The following is an 18148-nucleotide window of genomic DNA, read 5'->3' as shown; positions in this document are numbered from 1 at the left end:
ATGCCCCCGAACGCCATGGCCAAAACGAGGCTAACGCATGCAGTATCGCGACTTGCGCGACTTTATCAGCGGCCTGGAACAGCGCGGCGAGCTCAAGCGCATCCAGGTTCCGGTGTCCCCAGTGCTGGAAATGACCGAGGTTTGCGATCGCACCTTGCGGGCCAAGGGCCCGGCGCTGCTGTTCGAAAACCCGACCGGTTATGACATTCCCGTGCTTGGCAACCTGTTCGGTACGCCTGAGCGCGTGGCCTTGGGCATGGGCGCCGAAGCTGTCAGCGAACTACGCGAGATTGGCAAACTGCTGGCCTTCCTCAAAGAGCCCGAGCCGCCAAAGGGGCTGAAAGATGCCTGGTCCAAGCTGCCGATCTTCCGCAAAATCATTGCCATGGCGCCGAAAGTCGTCAAGGACGCGGTCTGTCAGGAAGTGGTCATCGAAGGCGATGACGTCGACCTGGCAATGCTGCCGGTGCAGACCTGCTGGCCCGGCGACGTCGGCCCGCTGATCACCTGGGGCCTGACAGTCACCAAAGGCCCGAACAAGGACCGCCAGAACCTCGGCATCTATCGCCAGCAAGTGATTGGCCGCAACAAAGTCATCATGCGCTGGTTGAGCCACCGTGGCGGCGCGCTGGACTATCGCGAGTGGTGCGAAAAACATCCGGGCCAGCCATTCCCGGTGTCCGTGGCATTGGGTGCCGACCCTGCAACCATTCTCGGCGCGGTAACGCCGGTGCCGGACAGCCTGTCCGAGTACGCCTTCGCTGGCCTCTTGCGCGGTAACCGTACCGAGCTTGTGAAGTGCCGTGGCAACGACCTGCAAGTGCCGGCCACCGCCGAGATCATCCTTGAAGGTGTGATTCATCCAGGCGAAATGGCCGATGAAGGTCCGTACGGCGACCACACCGGCTATTACAACGAAGTCGACAGCTTCCCGGTGTTCACCGTCGAGCGCATCACGCACCGTATCAAGCCGATTTACCACAGCACCTACACCGGCCGTCCACCGGATGAGCCGGCGATTCTCGGTGTGGCGCTGAATGAAGTGTTCGTGCCGATCCTGCAAAAGCAGTTTCCGGAGATCACCGACTTCTACCTGCCGCCTGAAGGCTGCTCGTACCGCATGGCTATCGTGACCATGAAAAAGCAGTACCCCGGCCATGCCAAGCGGGTAATGCTCGGTGTCTGGTCGTTTTTACGACAGTTCATGTACACCAAGTTCGTTATCGTCACTGACGACGATATCAACGCCCGCGACTGGAACGACGTGATCTGGGCCATCACCACGCGCATGGACCCCAAGCGCGATACGGTGATGATCGATAACACGCCGATCGACTACCTCGACTTCGCCTCGCCGATTTCCGGCCTGGGGTCGAAGATGGGGCTCGATGCCACGCATAAATGGCCCGGCGAAACCACCCGCGAGTGGGGCCGGGTAATCGTCAAGGATGAGGCGGTAACACGCCGGATCGATGCCATCTGGAATCAATTAGGAATAGATTGATGCGTGTAACCTTGCAGCCGTCCGGAGCAGTGCTTGAGATACTGCCCGGCGAGCGGATTCTCGATGGGGCGCGGCGTTTGGGCTATGAGTGCCCGCAAAGCTGCCGTAATGGCAACTGCCACGTTTGCGCGGCGTTGCTGGTCGAAGGTCGGGTCAAGCAGACCGGCGATGTGCGCGATCACGGTGAGTTCTACACTTGCATAGCAGAGCCGCTGGAAGACTGCATCGTATTGTGGGATGGCGTCCTTGCGCTGGGAGAACTACCGGTGCGCAGCCTGTCGTGTCAGGTCACTGAATGCGTAGACGTCGGCGGTGATACCTGGCGGGTTCGACTGCGGGCACCGGCCGGCAAGCCGCCGCGCTATCACGCCGGGCAGTACCTGCTGATCGAGCGCGAGAATGGCGAGAAATCCGCCTTCTCGCTGGCCTCTGCGCCGCATTCAGGACGAGATCTGGAACTGCATGTGCTGGCGCGCGAAGCCAGTGCGCTCAGCCTGATCGAGCAGTTGCAGCGCAATCGCATGGTGCGCATTGAAATGCCCTTCGGCGATACGCATCTGGCCGAGTTGCCTGACTGTCCGCTGGTGTTGATGGCGGCGGGTACCGGCATGGGGCAGATCCACAGCCTGATCGAGCATTGCCGGGCCAAGGGCTTCAAGCATCCGGTACACCTGTATTGGGGCGTGCGGCGGCCGGAAGACTTCTATCAGATCGAACATTGGGATGAATGGCTGAAGCTGCCCAACCTGTTCCTGCACAAGGTCGTCAGCGATCTGTGCGGTTGGGAAGGGCGTTGCGGCATGCTGCACGAGGCGGTTTGCGAGGATTTCCCCGACCTGAAGTCCCTGCATGTGTACGCCAGCGGTTCGCCGGCGATGGTTTACGGCACGCTGGACGCCTTGGTCAACGCCGGGATGGACGCGCACCAGATGCGCGCTGACGTCTTCGCCTACGCGCCTCGTCCACAAGCCAACAACCCTGCCTAAAAGCGCACGCCGGTGGTGATCATCGCGGCGTTAAAGCCGAGCAGAACCAACTCGGCAGCGACCGGGCCGTAATGCGCGCCCAGTGATGGAATGATCACGGGCGCTACGCCGAAGTGGTTGAGCGGAATCTTGTCCTTGTACTCGCCGCTGTAGCCCTGGAGTAATCCACCGGTCAGTTTTATATACACCGGATAGTCGGCGCTCTCGTAACGCTTCCCCGCATAGGCGTAATACGAGCGCTGACTGAACGAGTTACGAAAAGTCACTGCGCCAAACAACCAACCGGATGCTTCATTGCGTTCAAGGCCGATCAGGTCCTGATTGTTATTGTGATCGGGGTCTGGCGAATAGTGTTTGGTATAGAGGCTACCTTGCAGGTACCAGAAGCCCTTGTCTGCTTGAGTCGGGCTTTCGACTGCCAGCGCCGGGGTGGCCAGCGCCAGCAACAGCAGACCGTACATTTTCAGGTTTTTCATCTTGCGACCTCTATTGGTAATTCGGCTTGCGCCTGTGGAGGCTGCTATACGCCTGCATTCAAAGAAGGGGCGGCAGGGTATCAGACGAATACGTCAGAAAGATCTGTTAAATGACGGTTGATTCTGAACGGCCGCAAGGCTTATGCATATTTCATTCGGGTATTTAAGATATTTCCCAAAGAGTATTAGGCTATATATCAGACTCCTTAATTGGCGCAGTCCTTGATATAGAAGGGGCATGCGTCCTTTAGCACTTTTCGTTTTACGTTTACTGCTATATGTTCTATGACGTTAATCTTGCTTACATCTTGTAATACTTGTGGGACTGAACACCCTTTGCCATGACCGCCATTGAATCTGCTTGTTTGAATCTGGCTTACCCTCCGCGGCTCGATCTGGGCGCGCAGCTGACTCACGAACAATTGCTCAGCTCGATGCAGGCCACCATGGCCCGGCACAAGGGCGGGCCGGTCTGGTTATTCGCTTACGGTTCATTGATCTGGCGCCCGGAATGCACAGCCGTCGAGCGGGTGCGCGGACGCGTGCATGGTTACCATCGCGGCTTGTACCTATGGTCCCACGAACACCGCGGTACTCCGGAAATGCCGGGGCTGGTGTTTGGGCTGGATCGTGGCGGTTCTTGCAGCGGTTTTGCCTATCGGCTGCCGGATGAGCAGTTGGAAGCTTCGCTGTACGCGCTTTGGCAGCGTGAAATGCCGGTGCCGTCTTATCGCCCGCACTGGCTCAATTGCCGGCTGGAAGACGGCAGCAAGGTTCAGGCATTGGGGTTTGTTTTGGAGCGGCACCTGCCCAGCTATGCCGGCAACTTGCCGGACCATGTGCTGAGCCAGGTGTTCGAAAGCGCTTGCGGGCGTTACGGCACTACTCGCGATTATGTCGAGCAAACCGCACATGCCCTGCGCAGCCACGCCATGCCAGACCGGAATCTGGAGGCGCGGCTCAAGCGCTGCAAGGCTTAAGCGAGCGCTTCACGGCCCTGACTGGCGACTTGCTTGTGCCACAAGGTCGGTGCCAGGCAAGCCATCGCCAGCAGGCACGCACCAACCAGCAACACGAAGCCGCCATCCCAGCCGAAATGGTCCACGGTGTAGCCCATCGCTGCACTGGCCGCGACCGAGCCGCCCAGATAGCCGAACAGGCCGGTGAAACCCGCAGCCGTGCCGGCGGCTTTCTTCGGCGCCAGCTCCAGCGCTTGCAGGCCGATCAGCATCACCGGGCCGTAGATCAGGAAGCCGATGGAGAACAGCGCGATCATGTCGATGGTCGGATTGCCGGCCGGGTTCAGCCAGTAAACCAGAGTCGCTACGGTCACTAGTGCCATGAACACCATGCCGGTCAGGCCACGGTTGCCGCGGAAGATCTTGTCCGACATCCAGCCGCACAACAGCGTGCCCGGAATACCGGCCCACTCGTAGAAGAAATACGCCCACGAGGTTTTATCCACGTCGAAGTGCTTGGCTTCCTTCAAGTAGGTCGGCGCCCAGTCCAGCACGCCGTAGCGCAGCAGGTAGACGAAGACGTTGGCCATGGCGATGTACCAGAGCATTTTGTTGCGCAGCACGTACTTGACGAAGATTTCCTTGGCACTGAATTCGTCTTCGTGGCTGGCGTCGTAGCCTTCCGGGTAATCGTTCTTGTACTTCTCGATGGGTGGCAGGCCTACCGATTGCGGGGTATCGCGCATCACCATGAAGGCGAACACAGCCACCAGCAACGCAACGGCGGCGGGGACGTAGAACGCCGCGTGCCAGTCGTTGAACAGGCCCATGCCAAGCAGGAACAACGGGCCGATCAGGCCACCGCCGACGTTATGCGCGACGTTCCAGACCGACACCACGCCACCGCGTTCCTTCTGCGACCACCAGTGGACCATGGTCCGGCCACTCGGTGGCCAGCCCATGCCCTGGGCCCAGCCGTTGATGAACAGCAGGATGAACATCATGGTCACGCTGGACGTTGCCCACGGTGCGAAACCGAAAATGAACATGACCCCGGCCGATACCAGCAAGCCGAAGGGCAGGAAGTAACGCGGGTTGGAACGGTCGGACACCAGCCCCATCAAAAACTTCGACAAACCGTAGGCAATCGCGATCGCCGACATCGCCAGGCCCAACTGGCCACGGGTGTAGCCTTCGTCGATCAGGTACGGCATGGCCAGGGAGAAGTTTTTGCGCAGCAGGTAATAACCGGCGTAGCCGAAGAAAATCCCGGCGAAGATTTGCCAGCGCAGGCGCCGGTAGGTGCTGTCTACGTGTTCTTCAGGCAATGGAGCCTGATGGGCGGCAGGACGAAAAAAAGCAAACATTCAAGAGCTCCAGATTTCTTGTTTTGACTGCGGATGCGAATGTTACAGTTTCGTTACCGAAAAAAGCACCGCTTGTAGCCAAGGAAATCCAGAGAAGTGAACGAGAACGCATGTTCTTTTATGAACATGCGCTCTTCAGGTGGAGGGGCGGGGGGATTCGGATAATCAGCTGCCATCTCCGGGCAACAGATGTTCCTGGATCTTCTTGCTGTGGGATTCGACCAAACTCCCCTGGTCGTCGAAGCGCAATACGATCAGCCAGTCATAGACGTCTTCCGGCCAGGATTTCTGCCCGGTCAACGCTTGGCCATCACCACCGAACGCTTCGATCAGATTGTCGATATGCCCGTGATGCCAGGCGATCAATACGACAGAGGCCTGGTTGTTCTTGTCCAGCGATTTGACCAGTTTGTCGACTTCTTCATCGGCATAGGGTTGCTCGATCGGAAGGTGCAGACGCTGCGACAGCGGTGTCAGGGTCAGCCGTGGTCGCGCGCTGGACTTGCTGTCGCTGGTGGCGATCAGGCGTTGCGGTACCAGGTTCTTGCTGCCCAGCTGCAGCGGGTCGAAATAGTGCGCATACGCTTCGGCGCGCTGCTCGCCACGAGGGCTGAGTCCCATGCCCTGATCGGGTTTTTCCGCATGTCGGACGATCAGTACGGTGACATTTTTCAAGCCCGGAACCTCCTTGTTATTCTGATTTGCCAATGTCTGCATTGAAATCAACAGTGCAGGCAAGACCGCCAGACTCAATAACAGCTTGCGCAGCATCATGCTCATCCTCCGTCCTGTGATGGGTAAACAGACTCGAAGCGTAGCAGGGAGTCGTGTTCACCGTACCCGCACCACCACCTTTCCAACGGCCTTGCGCTGGCCCAGATCATTGATGGCATTGGCCGCCTGAGCCAGCGGGTAAACCTGCGACACCAGAGGCTTGAGCTTGCCTTCGGCGAACCAGCCGAACAGTTGTTGGAAGTTGGCGGCGTTGTCTTGCGGCTGGCGTTGGGCGAAGGCGCCCCAGAACACTCCGAGTACAGCTGCACCCTTGAGCAGCGCGAGGTTCACCGGCAGTTCCGGGATGCGTCCGCTGGCGAAACCGACCACCAGCAGGCGGCCGTTCCAGGCAATGGCGCGGATTGCCTGATCGAACAGGTCGCCACCCACCGGATCGTAGATCACATCGGCACCGTTGCCGTCGGTCAGGCGCTTGATTTCGTCCTTGAGGTTGGCCTCGCTGTAGTTGATCAGCTCATCGGCGCCGGCAGCCTTGGCCACGGCGAGTTTCTCGGCGCTGCTGGCGGCAGCGATGACCCGGGCACCCATGGCTTTACCGATTTCCACGGCGGCCAGGCCGACACCACCCGAAGCGCCGAGCACCAGCAGGGTTTCCCCCGGTTGCAGGTTGCCGCGCTGTTTCAGCGCGTGCATCGAGGTGCCGTAGGTCATGCTGAAGGCTGCGGCAGTGTTGAAGTCCATCGACGGCGGGATAGGCAGCACGTTGTAGCCCGGCACCGCGACTTGCTCGGCAAAACTGCCCCACCCGGTCAGTGCCATGACCCGGTCACCGACCTTGAGGTGGCTGACTTTTTCGCCCACCGCGCTCACCACTCCAGCCGCTTCACCGCCCGGCGAAAACGGGAAGGGTGGCTTGAACTGGTATTTGCCCTCGATGATCAGCGTGTCCGGGAAGTTCACCCCGGCCGCATGCACGTCCAGCAGGATTTCGTTCTTCTTGGCGACAGGACTCGCGACTTCTTCCAGCACCAGCGATTCGGCAGGGCCGAAGGCTTTGCACAGCACGGCTTTCATCAGGGCTATTCCTTTGGGAGTGATGGCCGATAAGTGTAGGTGTGTGAGTCAACGGGTCAACGAGCATGCCCGGCCCTGATAGGCAGCCATAAGCTTTGTGCTTGGGCTGCGGGTGGTTATGCTAGGCCGCAAACCGGATGAGGAGCGAATTGTGAAAGCGTGGATCATGTTGATGCTGGCCCTGTCTCTGCCTGTGGCAGCGATGGCCGAAGAAGCCAAAGAAGGCGAAGCGCCGAAAGTCAGCTATATCAGCCTGAGCCCACCGTTCGTGGGTAACTATGGGCTGGATGGCACCCAGAAGCTCAAGGTCTACAAGGCTGATGTGGCGTTGCGGGTAACCGGCGAGGACGCGGTCAAGGCCGTGAAGGCCAACGAACCGTTGATTCGCAATCAGTTGGTGGCGTTGTTTTCTCAGCAGACCACTGAAGCCATGAACAACGTCGAAGCGAAAGAGAAGCTGCGTCAGGAAGCCTTGAAGCAGACCCAGCAAGTGATGAATGACGAGACCGGCAAGCCGATGGTGGACGATCTGTTGTTCAATAACCTGATCATCCAGTAAACAGACTGTGGCGCAGGGGCAAGCCCCTCGCCGCATGAAGTGTTCAGGACGCCAGGCTTTTGCGAAACCGCTTCAGCGCAATCGCAAAGAACAGCAAGCCAATGGCGCTCAGCGCCAGTAAGTCCGGCCAGACCACGCTGACTCCGGCGTCGCGAAACAGTATTGCGGCGCTGAGACTGACGAAGTGCGTCGACGGCGAGCCCTGCATCACCCATTGCAGCCATTGCGGCATGCTGTCCAGCGGTGTACTGCCGCCGGACAGCAGCAACATCGGAATAATCACCGGAATGGCCAGCAGGCCGAACTGGGGTGTCGAGCGGGCCAGGGTCGCGAGGAAAATCCCCAGCGCCGTGCTGGCGAACAGGTAAACCGCGGTCACCAGCAAAAACAGCGCCATGGAGCCCGCCAGCGGCACGCCCAGTGCGCCTTTGACGATGATTTCCAGCGATGCCCAGGTGCATAGCACCACCACCAGCATGTTGCTCCAGATTTTCGCCAGCATGATTTCCAGTGCTGTCAGCGGCAGCACCAGCAAGTGGTCGAGCGTGCCATGTTCGCGCTCACGCAGCAGTGCCGTGCCAGTCAAGATGATGGCGAGGATGGTGATGTTGTTGACGATCTGAATCACCGCCAGGAACCAGCCGCCTTCCAGATTGGTATTGAACAGCGAACGGGTGGTCAGCAGGGCGGGGGCTTTGCCGGTCGGGTCGCTTTGGTCGTTGTAGCTCAACAGTTCGCGCTGGAAAATCCGTGCGATGTAACCCGCGCCCATGAACGCCTGGCTCATGGCCGTGGCATCGACATTGACCTGCACCGCAGGCTGGCGCCCGGCCAACATATCCGCCTGGAAACTGGCTGGCACGTTTATGACAAAGGTGTACTGGCCGCTGTCCATCACCTGATCCAGTTGCCCATAGGGTAACAACACTGGACGCTGGAATTCCGGGGGTTGCAGGCTCTGGGCCAGTTGTCGCGACAGGTTGCTGTGATCTTCGTCGACGATGGCCACGCTGGCGTTATGCACGCCGATCACCGAGCCTGCGGCCGGCATGTAGATCGCCACCGTAAAGGCGTAGAGCAGGAACAGCAGCAAGACGCTGTCATGCTGCAGGCTGCTCATTTCCTTGAGGCCAAGGCGCAGTATGTGCGCAAGCTTGTGCATCAGGCCTCCTGCTTTTTCAGCATGACCAGGCTGAGCCCGGTGAACCCGATAAAGAATCCGAACAGCGCCAGGCACTGCGGCCATAACTGCCGTATATCCAGCGCCTTGGTGAAGGTGCCGACGGTAATGTCGAGGAAGTAGCCCGCCGGAAACAGCATGCCCATGACCGCCGCCGCGCCATCGAGAGATGAGCGCGGCACGATCAGCCCGGAAAACTGGATGGTCGGCAGGCTGGTGATGATCATGGTGCCGAGGATGGCGGCGATCTGGGTCCGGGTGAACGCCGAAATCAGCAGGCCCATGCTGGTGGTTGCCAGCACATACAGCAACCCGCCGAAGGCCAGGGTCAACGCACTGCCCTTGAATGGCACGCCGAAGAGCCAGCGGTTCATGGCCGTCAGGACCGCGAGGTTGATCAGGCTCACCAGCAGATATGGCGCCTGTTTACCCAGCAAAAACTCCAGGCGGGTCAGGGGCGTGGCGTAGAAGTTGGTGATCGAGCCGAGCTCTTTCTCCCGCACGATCCCCAGCGCAGTGAGCATGGCCGGAATGAACGCGAGGATCAGCGCCATCACCCCGGGCCCGATGGCGTTGACGCTGACCACATCCTGGTTGTAGCGGAAACGGGTTTCCAGTTTGGCGGCTGACTGTCGATTCAGCGCAGGGCTGCTCTGCTCGGCCAGTTGTTCAATGTTGGCCAGGTGCACGGCCTCTACATAGTTGCGACTGGTCTCGGCGCGAAACGGCATGCCGCCATCGAGCCAGGCCGCCACGGTCGGTTGGCGACCGGCGTACAGGTCGCGACCAAAGCCTGGCGGGATCTCCAGTGCCAATTTGATTTCCGAGCGCTGAAGACGGCGATGCAGCTCTGCGGCATCACGGATCGACGGCTGCTCGCTGAAGTAGCGAGAGCCGCGAAAAGCTTCCAGGTAGGCGCGGCTTTGCGGCGTCTGGTCCTGGTCGTAGACGGCGAAGGCGAGTTTTTCCACGTCCAGGGAAATGCCGTAGCCGAAGATCACCATCATGAAAATCGCCCCCAGCAGGGCGAAGGCCATTCGTACTTTGTCCCGCAGCAATTCCTTGCCTTCGCGACTGGCGACCGCCAGCAAGCGTCCGAGGCTGAAGCCGCGATCCTTCAACTGCATGACCGGGTTGATCGTGGCGTCGGCAGGGACAGCAGGCGTCGGTGACTCGGCCGGGCCTTGAGCTTGTTCCAGGCAGGTAACAAATGCCGCTTCCAGGGTCTGCCCCCCGAACTGCTGTTGCAGCGCCGCCGGGGTATCGCAGGCCAGTACCTTGCCCGCGTGCATCAGCGAAATGCGGTCGCAGCGCTGGGCTTCGTTCATGAAGTGGGTCGAGAGGAAGATCGTTACACCTTGCTCACGCGACAACTCGATCAACAGCCGCCAGAAATCGTCCCGTGCTGCCGGGTCCACGCCGGAGGTCGGTTCGTCGAGGATCAACACTTCCGGGCGATGCAGCACCGCCACCGCCAGCGACAAACGCTGGCGCAGGCCCAACGGCAATGCGCCGGACTGCTGTTCGGCGACGCTGCCCAGCTTGAAGCGCTGGATCAGTTCGTCGATGCGCCGGGCACTGTCGGTTTTGGGCAAATCGAACAGTCGCGCATGCAAATCCAGGTTCCGCCGCACGCTGAGTTCGCCATACAGCGAGAAGCTTTGAGACATGAAGCCGACCCGTTTGCGGGTAGCCAGGTCCTTGGCGTCCACCGGATTGCCCAGCAGCGAGGCGCGGCCTTCGCTGGCCGGAATCAGCCCGGTGAGGACTTTCATCGTGGTGGTTTTGCCGCAGCCGTTGGAGCCCAGGAAGCCGAAAATCTCCCCGCGTCCGATGGCAAAGCTGACCTTGTCTACCGCGGTGAAATCACCGAAACGCAGGGTCAGGTCGTGGGCTTCGATGGCAATGTCGGTGCTGGCGCGGGTTCTGGGGGCAATGACTAGCGGTTGCTTGTCGTGGTCGCGGCTGCCTTGAAAATGGGTGAACGCTTCATCGAGTTTACCGCTGGCGGTGACAGCGACCAGTTCGTGCGTCATGCCGGTAGCGATCAGCTTGCCGCCGTCGAGCATCAGGCAGTGTTCGAATTGCTCGGCTTCTTCCATGTAGGCAGTGGCGACCAGCAACGTCAGCTGCGGGCGTTGGCGACGTACATCGTCGATCAGCTCCCAGAAGCGCCGCCGTGACAAGGGATCGACACCGGTGGTGGGTTCGTCGAGGATCAGCAAATCCGGCTCGTGAATCAGCGCACAGCAGAGTCCGAGCTTCTGTTTCATGCCGCCCGACAGCTTGCCTGCAGGACGATCGGCAAAACCCAGCAGATCAGTGGCCAGCAACAGACTACGCATGCGCTGTTCGAAGTCGGCTTTCGAGAGCCCGAACAGGGTGGCAAAAAAGTGGATGTTCTCGCGGATCGACAGTTCGGGGTACAGATTGCCGCCCAGGCCTTGGGGCATGAACGCAATACGAGCGTAGAGGCTGTTGCGATGAAGGCGATCCTGGATTGAGCCGCCGAGCACCTCCAGTTGGCCTTGTTGCAGGGTTTTCACGCCGGCGATCAGCCCCAGCAGGCTCGACTTGCCGGCGCCATCCGGGCCGATCAGCCCGCAGCGAGTGCCGGCCGGCAGGCTGAACGCGATGTCGGCCAGTGCCTGTTGCTTGCCATAACGGTGCTGGAGGCCGGAGATGTGCAGCGCCGGAGCGGTCATTGCAGATTGGCCGGCCAGTCAACAGGGGCGGTGCGCACATAGCCGGCACCGGGCATGCCCGGTTTGGCCTGGGGCATGGCGCTCGGGTCAGTCAGTCGCAGCTTGACGCGGAACACCAGCTTTTGCCGCTCGTCGCGCGTTTCGACCTCTTTGGGTGTGAACTGCGATTTGGCCGCCACGAAACTGATTTTTGCCGGCAGTGGATGGCCGGGCAGGGCGTCGAGCAGGATCCGGGCTTCATCGCCGACGGTCAGGCGCCCGGTCACGGACGCTGAGAGGTAAAGATTCATGTACTGATCATTCGGATCGATCAGCATTAATACGCGTCCGCCCGCACCGAGCACTTCGCCGGGCTCGGCCATGCGCAGCTGGATGACGCCGTCGATCGGTGCCCGCAAACTGCTGTCGTCGATTTCGCTGGTCAGTTGGGCGACCTGTGCCTGAGCTGCGCCAATGGCGGCCCCGACGGCCGAAACCTGGGCGCGGGCCGCTGCGACGGCGGCATTGGCGGTGTCGAAGCGCGCCTGTTGTTGATCGATGATCTGGCCGCTGGCGTAACCGCGCCTGAACAGTTCCTGGGAGCGTTTGAGTTCCTGTTGGGCGAGCAATAGTTCGCTCTGGCGCAGTTGCACATTGGCCTGGGCGGCAGAAAGGTTCTCCCGGGCGCGCAGTACTTCGGCCTCGGCCTGGTTGCGCTGGGCTTCGAGGGTGCGGGTGTCCATGCGCGCCAGCAATTGCCCCTTGATCACCTTGTCGCCTTCATTGACGCGCACTTCGGCCAGTCGCCCAGGCGTTTTACTGGCGATCTGCACTTCGGTGGCTTCGAGGCGTCCGTTGCCGACATACAGGCCTTCAGGCAGGCGGTCATGCATCGATTTCCAGTAACCAAAGCCCCCGGCGGCCAGCAGCAGAATGATCAGAGAGCTGGCGAAAAAAATCGAAGAACGGCTGTGCGTTGACATTCGGGCATCCTGCGACGGTAACGTCCTAGTTTGAACGGGCGAGCGCCGAGGCGCCTTGATGTCCGTCAACTGAAGGCCAAGCCTAACCCGATTGACCAGGTGACCGGCCGGTTCTGCATTATTTAGCGCAGGTCGAGCACCGCCGCCCATTGTTCGGCGGTCACCGGCATCACCGACAATCGCGAACCTTTCTGTACCAGCGGCATCTCCGACAGTGCTGTCTGCTGTTTCAGATAGTCGAGCTTCAGCACTTTGGGAAATGTCTCGACGTGACCAACGTTGATCGCGCTCCAGGCATTTTTCTCGGGCGTGGCCTTCGGGTCGAAGTAAACACTCTCGGGTTCCAGCGCCGTCGGGTCCGGGTATGCCGCTTCGATGATTCGACCGATCCCGGCGATGCCCGGTTCAGGGCAGCTGGAGTGGTAAAAGAAAAACTCGTCGCCAACCGCCATGGCCCGCAGGAAGTTGCGTGCCTGATAGTTGCGAACGCCGTCCCAGCGGGCTTCGCCGAGCTTCTCCAGGCCTTTGATCGAGAGCTCGTCGGGCTCGGATTTCATAAGCCAGTAGGCCATCTTTTTTTGCTCCGAAAGCGGTGGTCGGGAACGTTGTCCGGCGATTTTATGACAAACCGACGGTCGGTTGACGCCAGCGTTTGCGTGTCGCTTCACGTTACCGCAAAATGCCGGACTTTTAAGCGAGACGCGGCAAGCACGGCCTATTTCGGATACCGTTGCTGTCATCGTGTGCGACATGCCTTGAGGGGGGCAATCGATGAAACGCAAACCGGATTTACTGTGGATTTTAGTGATTGTGTTCGGCCTGGGCGTCGTAACCACGGGGTATGCGCAAAGCCTCTGGGCAAACAAGACTGATGCACCGATCGAAGTCGCGCAACAACAGCAACAACCTCTAAAGCCGCACAAGCGCTAAAACCGCTGCAAGCGACGCTGCTGATGGCAGTGGCGTCCAGATCTAGTCCGCGAAATACCACTTCCTGTCAGTCACCGTTCCCTGCATCGGTACATCCCAGCTCGCTTGATCCAGTTTTTCGACTTTCTGGCATTCATGGGCCAGCCCCAGCAGCGTCGGCTTGCGCCAGGTCTTGCGGCGCGCCAGATAGGCCAGGCTGCGATCATAGAAGCCGCCCCCCATCCCCAGGCGTCCGCCGTGTTCGTCAAAACCGACCAGCGGCAACAACACCAGGTCCAGTGCCCAGACCTTGCGTTGCTTAGCCTGGTTGACCCGTGGTTCGAGAATGCGAAAGCGGTTAGGCCGCAGCTTTTCACCGGGGTGAATGCGCTGAAAGACCATCTTGGTTCGCGGCCAGGCGCTGAGTACCGGCAGGTAAGTCGCCTTGCCCCGGCGTTGAGCGGCGCGCAGCAACAGGCGCGGATCGATTTCACCGTCGGTAGGCAGGTACAGGGAGATGTGTTTTGCGCGGCGGAACAACGGATGTTGCGCCAATTGCCGATACAGCCCGCGAGCGGCCTGGCGCTGCTCACTGTTGCTCAGTGCGCGACGGGCCTGGCGCAGCATGCGTCGAAGTTGCGGGCGAGATAGCGGCGCAGGTTCGGTCATCGTCATGGGCTGTTCGAGTGTCGAGGGCACCAGGGCGGTGACATCGTAAAAAGCCGATGCCGGCAAAAACCGGCATCGGCTTGAATATAGGCTCCCCGGATGAACCGCTGTCGACTTAGCCCTTGAACCCGAAAGTTCAAGGTGGAAGATGCAGTAGGCTTTAAGGCTTTCCGTCTAGCGGACATGCACACCAGCCCAACGTGCAACTTCCAGGGTAGTGCGAATCGGCTCAGGGACATCGTCAACTGGCAAGCACCCCAGGGAGTGGCGCGAGTATACCGCAACCACCTTCGGGAATCAGCCCTTGCTGACATCCGGATCGGTGGCGAGCACCAGATCCACTCGATCGAGCAGGTCACGCACCTGCTCGCGGGTCGAGCCACTGGCCTGCACATCAGGACGTTCCCGTGTGTGCAGCAGATCGTGGGTGATGTTCAGCGCGGCCATCACGGCGATGCGATCGGCGCCGATGACTTTGCCGCTGCTGCGGATTTCGCGCATTTTTCCGTCCAGATAACGGGCGGCGCTCACCAGATTGCTGCGCTCTTCCTGGGGGCAAATGATCGAGTACTCTTTATCGAGGATCTGCACGGTAACGCTATTGCTTGAACTCATGAGTCTTGCTCCAGGGCCTTGAGGCGCGAAATCATCGATTCGACCTTACGCCGAGCGATTTCGTTTTTTTCAATGAGGTGCGCGCGTTCCTCGCGCCAGGTCTTTTCCTGAGCTAATAAGAGTCCGTTCTGGCTCTTAAGTTGCTCGACTCGGGTAATTAGCAGCTCGAGTCTGGCCATCAGCGCTTGCAAGTCGGTGTCTTCCATACGTGTTCCACGGGATTTGTCTGATGGGCGGTAACTGGCGGACAGCCTTTAATAGTCTTGGCGAGTCTGTCGATGTAGGATACAAGGCCTTCATTCTAGACATAGCGCCGTCTGGCGCCTAGCTGCCCATGCCCATTCAGAATTCTCCGTATCAAGCCTTCGCCACCCTGCTGAGCACCAGCGGCCATCCTGTATCGCCTGCCGAACTGCACGGCCTGCTGCTCGGACGCAGCTGCGCTGGTGCAGGCTTTGAAGCCGATGGCTGGCTGGTCGACGCCGCCGAGCTGCTCGAAGGCGAACCACAAGACAACGTCCGCAACGCCCTGATCGGCCTGCAAGAGATGGTCAAGGGCGAGCTGACCAGCGACGACATGACCGTCGTTCTGCTGTTGCCGACCGATGACGCGCCGCTGACCGAACGTGCCGTCGCACTGGGCCAGTGGTGTCAGGGCTTCCTCAGCGGTTTCGGCCTGAACTGCCGTGACAGCAGCATGTTGAGCGCTGAAGCCACCGAAGTCCTGCAGGATCTCGCGGCTATCGCTCAGGTGCAAGATGCGCTGGAAGAATCCGACGACGGCGAAAGCGACTATATGGAAGTCATGGAGTACCTGCGGGTCGCGCCATTGCTGCTGTTCACCGAGAACAACAAAGCTGCCGCATCGGCCGCCAAACCTTCTCTGCACTGATCGTTTGCTAGGGACTTCCATCTGCCCATGATTCATATCCCTAAATCGGAATACACCCGCCGCCGCAAGGCGTTGATGGCGCAGATGGAACCCAACAGCATCGCAATCCTGCCGGCCGCCGCCGTGGCGATCCGCAATCGCGACGTCGAACACGTTTACCGACAGGAGAGCAATTTCCAGTACCTCAGCGGTTTTCCCGAGCCTCAGGCCGTGATCGTGCTGATACCTGGTCGTGAGCATGGCGAATACATCCTGTTCTGCCGTGAACGCAACGCCGAACGCGAACTGTGGGACGGCCTGCGTGCCGGGCAGGAAGGTGCGATCCGGGATTTCGGCGCCGACGACGCCTTTCCGATCACCGACATCGACGACATCCTGCCGGGCCTGATCGAAGGCCGGGACCGGGTGTATTCGGCCATGGGCAGCAACCCGGAATTCGACCGCCACCTGATGGACTGGATCAACGTGATTCGTTCCAAGGCGAACCTGGGCGCCCAGCCGCCGAACGAATTCGTTGCGCTGGATCATTTGCTGCACGACATGCGCCTGTATAAATCGGCGGCAGAAGTGAAGGTGATGCGCGAAGCCGCACGGATCTCCGCGCAGGCTCACATTCGCGCGATGCAGGCCTGCCGTGTCGGCTTGCATGAGTTCAGCCTGGAAGCCGAGCTCGATTACGAGTTCCGTAAAGGTGGGGCGAAAATGCCGGCTTATGGTTCGATCGTCGCCGCCGGGCGCAACAGCTGCATCCTGCATTACCAGCAGAATGACGCGCAGCTCAAGGACGGCGATCTGGTGCTGATCGACGCCGGTTGCGAAATCGACTGCTACGCCAGCGACATCACCCGCACCTGGCCGGTCAACGGCAAGTATTCGCCGGAACAGAAGGCGATCTACGAATTGGTGCTGGAGTCGCAAGCTGCCGCGTTTGCCCAGATCGCCCCCAACAAGCACTGGAACCAGGCGCACGAGGCGACGGTTCAAGTAATTACCGCAGGCCTGGTGAAGCTCGGTTTGTTGCAGGGCGATGTCGATGAGTTGATCGCCAGCGAAGCCTACAAGGCGTTTTACATGCACCGTGCCGGTCATTGGCTGGGCATGGATGTGCATGACGTCGGCGAGTACAAGGTCGGCGGTGAATGGCGGGTGCTGGAAGTCGGCATGACGCTGACCGTCGAGCCGGGTATCTACATTGCCCCGGGCAATCTGAACGTGGCGAAGAAATGGCGCGGCATTGGCGTGCGCATCGAGGATGACGTGGTGGTAACCAAGCAGGGCTGTGAAATTCTGACCAACGGTGTGCCGAGAACGGTCGCCGAGATCGAGGCCTTGATGGCCGCTGCACGAGCCCAGGCGGCATGAGTCGAGTCAATCTGGCAATCATCGGTGGCGGTCTGGTGGGCGCCAGTCTGGCGTTGGCGTTACAGGCCGGCGCCCGCGCCCGTGGCTGGAAGATCGTGCTGATCGAACCGTTCGCCCCCGGCGACGGCTACCAGCCAAGCTACGACGCGCGCTCTTCGGCGCTGTCTTTCGGCGCTCGGCAGATTTATCAGCGGTTGGGCCTGTGGCAGGAAATCTCCCGCCGCGCCGAGCCGATCAAACAGATCCATGTTTCCGACCGTGGGCGCTTCTCCACCGCGCGACTGTCGGCCATGGAAGAGGGCGTTCCGGCCTTGGGCTACGTGGTGGAAAACGCCTGGCTGGGCCAATGCCTCTGGCAGGGTCTGGACAAGGACGTGATCAGCTGGCGCTGCCCGGCCGAAGTCACGCGCATGGAACCGCTGGAAGACGGCTACCGCCTGACTCTCAACGATGAAACCCTACTGGAGTGCGAGCTCGCGGTGCTGGCCGATGGCGGCCGTTCGGGCTTGCGCGAGCAGTTGGGGATCGGCGTCAAAAAGCGTCCATACAACCAAAGTGCGTTGATCGCCAACATCACCCCGAGCGAGGCCCACAACGGCATGGCGTTCGAGCGTTTCACCGATGACGGCCCGATGGCTTTGCTGCCGCTACCGGAAAACCGCTGCGCGCTGGTCTGGACTCGCTTGGGCATGGACGCGCAGCGTCTGGCGGCACTCGATGAGCGTAGCTTTCTCAGCGAGTTGCAGGGGGTGTTCGGCTATCGCCTCGGCACGCTCAAGCAGGTCGGTGCGCGGAATCTATACCCGTTGTCGTTGATCGAAGCCGAGGAGCAGGTACGTCCGCATCTGGCCGTGCTGGGCAACGCTGCCCACAGCCTGCACCCAATTGCCGGTCAGGGCTTTAACCTGTCGTTGCGCGACGCCCAGGCCCTGGCCGAAGCGCTGCTCGCCAGCCCGAGTGCACCGGGCGACTTCGCCACCTTGCAGGCTTATCGCGAACGCCAGCGTTTGGACCAGAACCTCACCGTGGGCTTCTCCGATCAAGTCACCCGGTTGTTCGGCAGCACCCAGCCGCTGGTTTCGCTGGGGCGCAACATCGGCCTGTTGGGCCTCGATCTGTTGCCGCCGGCCAAACGCTGGTTCGCCCGGCAAGCCATGGGATTGGGAACACGCTCCGATGGTTGAGTGCTTACCC

At 60.3% G+C, this 18148-nt stretch carries 19 protein-coding genes and 1 other RNA gene; 8 read left to right on the top strand and 12 right to left on the bottom strand.

Features of this window, described 5'->3' with window-relative positions; all coding sequences use genetic code 11:
• Nucleotides 1–37 precede the first annotated feature (37 nt).
• Nucleotides 38–1504, top strand: coding sequence for a 4-hydroxy-3-polyprenylbenzoate decarboxylase (gene ubiD / locus AABM55_RS28170; protein WP_054594581.1), 1467 nt, complete (start codon nucleotides 38–40; stop codon nucleotides 1502–1504).
• The gene (locus AABM55_RS28165) at nucleotides 1504–2490 is read left to right on the top strand and encodes a CDP-6-deoxy-delta-3,4-glucoseen reductase (protein WP_103317839.1); all 987 of its coding nucleotides are present in this window, start codon (nucleotides 1504–1506) and stop codon (nucleotides 2488–2490) included. Before ubiD ends, AABM55_RS28165 begins: the two co-directional genes overlap by 1 nt.
• Here the strand turns inward: AABM55_RS28165 and AABM55_RS28160 are convergent.
• Nucleotides 2487–2966, bottom strand: coding sequence for a sn-glycerol-3-phosphate transporter (locus AABM55_RS28160; protein ID WP_103317836.1), 480 nt, complete (start codon nucleotides 2964–2966; stop codon nucleotides 2487–2489). The two genes, AABM55_RS28165 and AABM55_RS28160, sit on opposite strands and share 4 nt — an antisense overlap.
• 341 nt (nucleotides 2967–3307) lie before the next feature.
• Here AABM55_RS28160 and AABM55_RS28155 point away from each other — a divergent pair, with 341 nt between their 5' ends.
• Nucleotides 3308–3946 (top strand): gamma-glutamylcyclotransferase, encoded by a 639-nt coding sequence (locus tag AABM55_RS28155; protein WP_347928297.1) that lies wholly within the window; start codon nucleotides 3308–3310, stop codon nucleotides 3944–3946.
• Here AABM55_RS28155 and glpT read toward each other — a convergent pair.
• From glpT to AABM55_RS28140, 3 genes are all read right to left on the bottom strand, one after another.
• Complete coding sequence (gene glpT / locus AABM55_RS28150) at nucleotides 3943–5292, bottom strand: glycerol-3-phosphate transporter (protein ID WP_054594577.1); 1350 nt, start codon at nucleotides 5290–5292, stop codon at nucleotides 3943–3945. The two genes, AABM55_RS28155 and glpT, sit on opposite strands and share 4 nt — an antisense overlap.
• Nucleotides 5293–5457: 165 nt before the next feature.
• Nucleotides 5458–6072, bottom strand: a complete 615-nt coding sequence (locus tag AABM55_RS28145) for a flagellar basal body-associated protein FliL (protein WP_347928296.1) — start codon at nucleotides 6070–6072, stop codon at nucleotides 5458–5460.
• A 51-nt stretch (nucleotides 6073–6123) separates the two neighbouring features.
• A complete protein-coding gene (locus tag AABM55_RS28140) occupies nucleotides 6124–7101 on the bottom strand; it encodes an NADPH:quinone oxidoreductase family protein (protein WP_103317832.1) in 978 nt (325 codons plus the stop codon).
• 151 nt (nucleotides 7102–7252) lie between these two features.
• On the opposite strand from AABM55_RS28140, the gene AABM55_RS28135 reads away from it, so the two are divergent.
• Nucleotides 7253–7660: a flagellar basal body-associated protein FliL gene (locus tag AABM55_RS28135; protein WP_054594575.1), complete on the top strand. Its 408-nt coding sequence runs from the start codon at nucleotides 7253–7255 to the stop codon at nucleotides 7658–7660.
• Between the two features lie 43 nt (nucleotides 7661–7703).
• Here the strand turns inward: AABM55_RS28135 and AABM55_RS28130 are convergent, their stop codons facing one another.
• The 4 genes from AABM55_RS28130 to AABM55_RS28115 form a co-directional block, all read right to left on the bottom strand.
• The gene (locus tag AABM55_RS28130) at nucleotides 7704–8822 is read right to left on the bottom strand and encodes an ABC transporter permease (RefSeq protein WP_054594574.1); all 1119 of its coding nucleotides are present in this window, start codon (nucleotides 8820–8822) and stop codon (nucleotides 7704–7706) included.
• Nucleotides 8822–11545: a ribosome-associated ATPase/putative transporter RbbA gene (gene rbbA / locus AABM55_RS28125; protein WP_347928295.1), complete on the bottom strand. Its 2724-nt coding sequence runs from the start codon at nucleotides 11543–11545 to the stop codon at nucleotides 8822–8824. The genes AABM55_RS28130 and rbbA overlap by 1 nt, the downstream gene beginning before the upstream one ends.
• Entirely contained in the window at nucleotides 11542–12507 is a 966-nt protein-coding gene (locus tag AABM55_RS28120) for an HlyD family efflux transporter periplasmic adaptor subunit (protein WP_347928294.1), read from the bottom strand. The genes rbbA and AABM55_RS28120 overlap by 4 nt, the downstream gene beginning before the upstream one ends.
• Before the next feature lie 122 nt (nucleotides 12508–12629).
• Nucleotides 12630–13079: an EVE domain-containing protein gene (locus AABM55_RS28115; protein ID WP_347928293.1), complete on the bottom strand. Its 450-nt coding sequence runs from the start codon at nucleotides 13077–13079 to the stop codon at nucleotides 12630–12632.
• 199 nt (nucleotides 13080–13278) lie between these two features.
• Here AABM55_RS28115 and AABM55_RS28110 point away from each other — a divergent pair, with 199 nt between their 5' ends.
• Nucleotides 13279–13437, top strand: a complete 159-nt coding sequence (locus AABM55_RS28110) for a hypothetical protein (RefSeq protein ID WP_019694183.1) — start codon at nucleotides 13279–13281, stop codon at nucleotides 13435–13437.
• Nucleotides 13438–13479: 42 nt separating this feature from the next.
• Here the strand turns inward: AABM55_RS28110 and AABM55_RS28105 are convergent, their stop codons facing one another.
• From AABM55_RS28105 to AABM55_RS28090, 4 genes are all read right to left on the bottom strand, one after another.
• Nucleotides 13480–14085: a 5-formyltetrahydrofolate cyclo-ligase gene (locus tag AABM55_RS28105; protein WP_054598197.1), complete on the bottom strand. Its 606-nt coding sequence runs from the start codon at nucleotides 14083–14085 to the stop codon at nucleotides 13480–13482.
• Between the two features lie 88 nt (nucleotides 14086–14173).
• Nucleotides 14174–14352: non-coding RNA, 6S RNA (ssrS, locus tag AABM55_RS28100), on the bottom strand.
• A gap of 30 nt (nucleotides 14353–14382) precedes the next feature.
• On the bottom strand, nucleotides 14383–14700 hold the full coding sequence (locus AABM55_RS28095; protein ID WP_019694181.1) for a cell division protein ZapA: 318 nt from the start codon (nucleotides 14698–14700) through the stop codon (nucleotides 14383–14385).
• Nucleotides 14697–14906 (bottom strand): TIGR02449 family protein, encoded by a 210-nt coding sequence (locus AABM55_RS28090; RefSeq protein WP_007982902.1) that lies wholly within the window; start codon nucleotides 14904–14906, stop codon nucleotides 14697–14699. Before AABM55_RS28090 ends, AABM55_RS28095 begins: the two co-directional genes overlap by 4 nt.
• Nucleotides 14907–15034: 128 nt before the next feature.
• Between AABM55_RS28090 and AABM55_RS28085 the strand changes: the two genes are divergently transcribed.
• From AABM55_RS28085 to ubiH, 3 genes are read left to right on the top strand one after another with little or no spacing between them, the layout of a single operon-like run.
• On the top strand, nucleotides 15035–15592 hold the full coding sequence (locus AABM55_RS28085) for a YecA family protein (protein WP_347928292.1): 558 nt from the start codon (nucleotides 15035–15037) through the stop codon (nucleotides 15590–15592).
• A gap of 27 nt (nucleotides 15593–15619) precedes the next feature.
• On the top strand, nucleotides 15620–16954 hold the full coding sequence (gene pepP, locus AABM55_RS28080) for a Xaa-Pro aminopeptidase (RefSeq protein ID WP_347928291.1): 1335 nt from the start codon (nucleotides 15620–15622) through the stop codon (nucleotides 16952–16954).
• A complete protein-coding gene (gene ubiH / locus AABM55_RS28075; protein ID WP_347928290.1) occupies nucleotides 16951–18138 on the top strand; it encodes a 2-octaprenyl-6-methoxyphenyl hydroxylase in 1188 nt (395 codons plus the stop codon). The genes pepP and ubiH overlap by 4 nt, the downstream gene beginning before the upstream one ends.
• Nucleotides 18139–18148 lie beyond the last annotated feature (10 nt).

This window comes from Pseudomonas helvetica, assembly GCF_039908645.1.
Taxonomy (GTDB): Bacteria; Pseudomonadota; Gammaproteobacteria; order Pseudomonadales; family Pseudomonadaceae; genus Aquipseudomonas; species Aquipseudomonas helvetica.
This window is presented reverse-complemented; position numbering and strand designations above follow the sequence as displayed.

Bases quoted from the DNA above. Each gene is read 5' to 3' on its own strand.
- ubiD (WP_054594581.1), top strand. From the start codon at position 38: ATGCAGTATCGCGACTTGCGCGACTTTATCAGCGGCCTGGAACAGCGC.
- AABM55_RS28165 (WP_103317839.1), top strand. From the start codon at position 1,504: ATGCGTGTAACCTTGCAGCCGTCCGGAGCAGTGCTTGAGATACTGCCC.
- AABM55_RS28160 (WP_103317836.1), bottom strand. From the start codon at position 2,966: ATGAAAAACCTGAAAATGTACGGTCTGCTGTTGCTGGCGCTGGCCACC.
- AABM55_RS28155 (WP_347928297.1), top strand. From the start codon at position 3,308: ATGACCGCCATTGAATCTGCTTGTTTGAATCTGGCTTACCCTCCGCGG.
- glpT (WP_054594577.1), bottom strand. From the start codon at position 5,292: ATGTTTGCTTTTTTTCGTCCTGCCGCCCATCAGGCTCCATTGCCTGAA.
- AABM55_RS28145 (WP_347928296.1), bottom strand. From the start codon at position 6,072: ATGAGCATGATGCTGCGCAAGCTGTTATTGAGTCTGGCGGTCTTGCCT.
- AABM55_RS28140 (WP_103317832.1), bottom strand. From the start codon at position 7,101: ATGAAAGCCGTGCTGTGCAAAGCCTTCGGCCCTGCCGAATCGCTGGTG.
- AABM55_RS28130 (WP_054594574.1), bottom strand. From the start codon at position 8,822: ATGCACAAGCTTGCGCACATACTGCGCCTTGGCCTCAAGGAAATGAGC.
- rbbA (WP_347928295.1), bottom strand. From the start codon at position 11,545: ATGACCGCTCCGGCGCTGCACATCTCCGGCCTCCAGCACCGTTATGGC.
- AABM55_RS28120 (WP_347928294.1), bottom strand. From the start codon at position 12,507: ATGTCAACGCACAGCCGTTCTTCGATTTTTTTCGCCAGCTCTCTGATC.
- AABM55_RS28115 (WP_347928293.1), bottom strand. From the start codon at position 13,079: ATGGCCTACTGGCTTATGAAATCCGAGCCCGACGAGCTCTCGATCAAA.
- AABM55_RS28110 (WP_019694183.1), top strand. From the start codon at position 13,279: ATGAAACGCAAACCGGATTTACTGTGGATTTTAGTGATTGTGTTCGGC.
- AABM55_RS28105 (WP_054598197.1), bottom strand. From the start codon at position 14,085: ATGACCGAACCTGCGCCGCTATCTCGCCCGCAACTTCGACGCATGCTG.
- AABM55_RS28095 (WP_019694181.1), bottom strand. From the start codon at position 14,700: ATGAGTTCAAGCAATAGCGTTACCGTGCAGATCCTCGATAAAGAGTAC.
- AABM55_RS28090 (WP_007982902.1), bottom strand. From the start codon at position 14,906: ATGGAAGACACCGACTTGCAAGCGCTGATGGCCAGACTCGAGCTGCTA.
- AABM55_RS28085 (WP_347928292.1), top strand. From the start codon at position 15,035: ATGCCCATTCAGAATTCTCCGTATCAAGCCTTCGCCACCCTGCTGAGC.
- pepP (WP_347928291.1), top strand. From the start codon at position 15,620: ATGATTCATATCCCTAAATCGGAATACACCCGCCGCCGCAAGGCGTTG.
- ubiH (WP_347928290.1), top strand. From the start codon at position 16,951: ATGAGTCGAGTCAATCTGGCAATCATCGGTGGCGGTCTGGTGGGCGCC.